This is a genomic window from Actinocorallia aurantiaca, assembly GCF_039533685.1.
In the GTDB taxonomy this organism is placed as follows: domain Bacteria; phylum Actinomycetota; class Actinomycetes; order Streptosporangiales; family Streptosporangiaceae; genus Actinocorallia; species Actinocorallia aurantiaca.
Window position 1 is genome coordinate 442844 of sequence record NZ_BAAATZ010000012.1, and the last position, 3526, is coordinate 446369.

Annotated in this window: 6 protein-coding genes; 2 read left to right on the top strand and 4 right to left on the bottom strand. The window is 71.0% G+C overall.

The genetic code is table 11. The annotated features are described in order from the left end of the window. Nucleotides 1-39 precede the first annotated feature (39 nt). Nucleotides 40-663 (bottom strand): DUF427 domain-containing protein, encoded by a 624-nt coding sequence (locus tag ABD327_RS17175; RefSeq protein ID WP_344451410.1) that lies wholly within the window; start codon nucleotides 661-663, stop codon nucleotides 40-42. Between the two features lie 81 nt (nucleotides 664-744). On the opposite strand from ABD327_RS17175, the gene ABD327_RS17180 reads away from it, so the two are divergent. Together ABD327_RS17180 and ABD327_RS17185 are read left to right on the top strand one after the other, a co-directional pair. Beyond that, on the top strand, nucleotides 745-1323 hold the full coding sequence (locus ABD327_RS17180) for a TetR/AcrR family transcriptional regulator (protein WP_344451411.1): 579 nt from the start codon (nucleotides 745-747) through the stop codon (nucleotides 1321-1323). A 91-nt stretch (nucleotides 1324-1414) separates the two neighbouring features. Beyond that, nucleotides 1415-2179, top strand: coding sequence for an SDR family NAD(P)-dependent oxidoreductase (locus tag ABD327_RS17185; protein WP_344451412.1), 765 nt, complete (start codon nucleotides 1415-1417; stop codon nucleotides 2177-2179). Nucleotides 2180-2266: 87 nt separating this feature from the next. On the opposite strand, the gene ABD327_RS17190 is transcribed toward ABD327_RS17185, so the two are convergent. The 3 genes from ABD327_RS17190 to ABD327_RS17200 form a co-directional block, all read right to left on the bottom strand. After that, nucleotides 2267-2488 carry a helix-turn-helix domain-containing protein gene (locus ABD327_RS17190; RefSeq protein ID WP_344451413.1) on the bottom strand — a complete coding sequence of 74 codons (222 nt, stop codon included), beginning with the start codon at nucleotides 2486-2488 and terminating at the stop codon, nucleotides 2267-2269. After that, entirely contained in the window at nucleotides 2488-2985 is a 498-nt protein-coding gene (locus tag ABD327_RS17195; RefSeq protein ID WP_344451414.1) for a DUF2975 domain-containing protein, read from the bottom strand. The genes ABD327_RS17190 and ABD327_RS17195 overlap by 1 nt, the downstream gene beginning before the upstream one ends. A gap of 121 nt (nucleotides 2986-3106) precedes the next feature. Then, a partial coding sequence (locus ABD327_RS17200) for an ABC-2 transporter permease (RefSeq protein WP_344451415.1) occupies nucleotides 3107-3526 on the bottom strand: 420 nt, incomplete at its 5' end.

Below are 3526 nucleotides of genomic sequence, written 5' to 3' on the forward strand. Positions count from 1 at the left end.
TTTCGGCGCTCGGCGGCAGCCCTCGCGGGTCGCCTGTGGTCAGCTCCAGCGTTCGCCGTCCACGAGGAGCTCCACCTTGCCGGGGTAGAAGGCGAGCATCCCGGTGACCTTCTGGGATTCGGCGAAGGGCGCCCGGTAGGACCAGGCGACGTCGGGGACGGTGGTGCCGCCCCGCTCCAGCGACCAGTGCTCCGCCTGCCCCTTGTAAGGACAGTGCGTCACCGTCTGCGAAGGCTTGAGCAGGTCCATACGCACATGGGTCTTGGGCAGGTAGACCCGGGCGGGCAGGCCGGTCTCGAAGAGCAGCCTCGAGTTGCGCGACTCCGCCAGCGTCGTCCCCTCGCAGACGACCAGGACATGCCGCGAACTCGCCAGGACGTCCACCCGGCTGTGCGGATCCCTGGCGTGGGTGAACACCTCCTCGTCCTCCTCGAACCAGGAGTCCGCCGCGTCCCAGTCGAAGGCCACGTGCCCGTCGTGCCTCCTGAGCGCGACACCCCGCTCGGCCAGGACGTCCTCCCGCACGTCGGCCTCCGGAAAGTAGTAGGTCGGGTAGTAGGGGCGCTCCCACACCAGCAGGGGCCGGAAGGAGTCCGCCACCGGCACCCCCTCCAGGAACGCCCTGACCCGCTTGCCGCACGGTTCTGTCCGCATCTCTTCCATGCCCTTCCCCTTCCCGTTCCGAGACGGCGTCACCGCCAACTTAATTGACTGATCGTTCTAGTAAGCGGTAGGTTCGCCGTCGTGGCGAGGACCAAGGAATTCGATCCGGACGCGGTGCTGCAGCGCGCGATGGAACTGTTCTGGCAGAAGGGGTACGAGGCGACCTCGATGGCCGATCTGGTGGAGCGTCTGGGGATCGGCAGGGCGAGCATCTACGCGACGTTCGGCGGAAAGCGGGAGCTCTACCTGAAGGCGTATGACCGCTATCTAGAGAACAGCGCCGATTTTTTCGGACCGCTCTCACAGCCGGGTCCGGTGCTTCCGGCCGTGCGCGCCCTCGTCGAGCGGTATGCGCGGGAGGCGGCGCAGGACACGCTTCAGCGCGGGTGTTTCGTGGTGAACACGGCGGTGGAGCTGGCGCCGCACGACCGGACGGTGGCTCAGCGGATCGAGGCGAACTGGAATTTCTTCGAGGCGGCGCTGACCTCGGCGCTGACCAGAGCGCAGGCCCAGGGCGAACTGGCGGCGGAGAAGGATCCGAGGGCCCTGGCCCGGTTCCTGCTGACCCTGCTGCAGGGCATGCGCGTCATCGGCAAGAGCTCGCACGACCCCGCCCGGTTGCGCGACACCGCCGAACAGGCGCTGTCCCTCCTCTGCTGAGCCCCGGCCGACACGCAGAGCACCACCCGAGGCCCGTTTTCTCCTGCCCGAATACTGGAACGACCGGTCAAATAAAGAGAGGCGTAAATCCATGAACAGCCCCCGATTCCGCGGCAAAGTCGTCCTCGTCACCGGTGGCGGCACCGGCATAGGACGCGCCACCGCGCAGGCCTTCGCCCGCGAGGGGGCCGCCGTCGTGGTGGCCGGACGCCGCGCCGACGAGCTCGCCCGGACCGTCGAGCTGATCGAGAAGGACGGCGGGACCGCGAGTTCCGTCACGGCCGACGTCGCCGTGGAGGACGACGTCGTCCGGATGGTCGAGACCACCGTGGAGCGGCACGGCGGCCTGCACGTCGCCCACAACAACGCTGGGGTCTTCGGCCAGGCCGCGCCGGTCGCCGACCTCGACGCCGATGCCTGGAGGCAGGTCCTGGAGATCAACCTGACGGGCGCCTTCCTGTCGATGAAGCACGAGATCCGACACATGCGCGCCCACGGCGGGGGTTCGATCGTCAACACCTCCTCCAACATCGGGACGCACGTCCGGCTGCCGATGCTCGGCTCCTACGCCACTTCGAAGGCCGGGCTGAGCGCGCTGACCCGCGCCGCCGCCCGCGACCACATCGGCGACGGCGTCCGCATCAACGCCGTCAGCCCGGGCGCCAGCGACGGGCCGATGTCCTACCGGCCCGGCGAGAGCCGGGCGCAGCGCGACGCCCGCCTCGCCCCGGTGATCCCCCTGGGCCGCGTCGGCACCCTGGACGAGGTCGCCGCCACCGTCCTGTGGCTGGCCTCCGACGAGGCGGGCTTCGCCGTCGGCCACGACCTCGTCATCGACGGCGGCGCCACCGCCTGACCCGCGCCCTTCCGGGGCTCGCGGGCGAGCAGGACCATTCCCTGCTCGCCCCCGGGGCGGTCCGGCCACTGTCGCCGGAGGACGGGGTCACGCGTCCGCCGGCTCCTCGGCGTCCCAGCGCAGCAGGTCTCCCGGCTGGCACTCGAGCACCTCGCAGAGGGCGGCGAGCGTCGTGAAGCGCACCGCCTTGGCACGGCCGTTCTTGAGCACCGCCAGGTTGGCGGGCGTGATCCCGACCCGGTCCGCGAGCTCGCCCACGGACATCTTCCGCCTGGCCAGCATCACGTCGATGTCGACGACGATCGGCATCAGATCACCTCGTCCAGCTCGGCCCGCATCCGCGCCGCCTCGACGTCGCGCGCGACGGCCTGGGCGAGCAGCGTCCGCAGCACGAGCACGATGAGCGCGACCCCCAGGATCCCCAGGCCCACCCCGCCGATCAGGAGGACCACGCCCGGGGCGACCGCCTCGCCCGGCGCCAGGAGGACCCCGAGCGCGAACGCCAGGAGGGCGGCCGCCACGATCGCGCCCATCACGACGTCCACGTACCGGAAGGCCGCGTGGGAGAACACCGTCCCGCGCCGCACCATCGTCACCAGCCGCCACACGCAGACCAGGACGACCTGGATCGTCGCGACGCCCAGGACCGTGATCACGAGGAGCGGCGTCCGCAGGTACACGTGGTCGGCGTTGAACCCCTCCATGTCGACGGCCAGCAGCGGCACCATCACCGCCTGCACGAACACCGAACCGGCGAGCAGCGCCACGAGCACGGCGCGCAGCACGAGCACTGTCAGCTTCCTCATCGTCTCTCCTCTATCGACCAACGATGAGAATCTATCGATAAACGATAGGCATGACAAGAGTCCGCCTCAACCGGCGGTCCCTGTCGCCGTCTCCTTCGGTGTTCCCTCGACCCGGCTCCGGTCAGGCCGTCGCGAGGCGCAGGTCCCTGGGGCGCAGGGAGCGGCGGCGGACGACCGTGAAGGCGAGGACGGCCAGGGCGAGGAGCAGCCAGACCAGGAGGTGGAGCAGGCCGGTGGGCAGGCCCCCGGTGTCCAGGACCAGGGCGCGCACGGCGAGCACGGCCCCGTAGGTCGGCAGCAGGGCGCTCAGGGAGGCCGCGGCGCCGGGGATCGAGGACAGGACGCCCGCCGCCAGGGTGAGGACGAGGACCGCCGCGGCCAGGAGCCGGCCCGGACCGTCGAGGGCCGCGGTGAGCGCCCGGCAGACGAGGGCGAAGGTCAGCGCGATCAGGGCGGACGTCGCCGCCAGGGCCGCCCAGCGGCCGGGATCCAGGCCCAGCGCCGGTCCCGGTGCGGCTCCGGCGACCAGGCCGATGGCGGG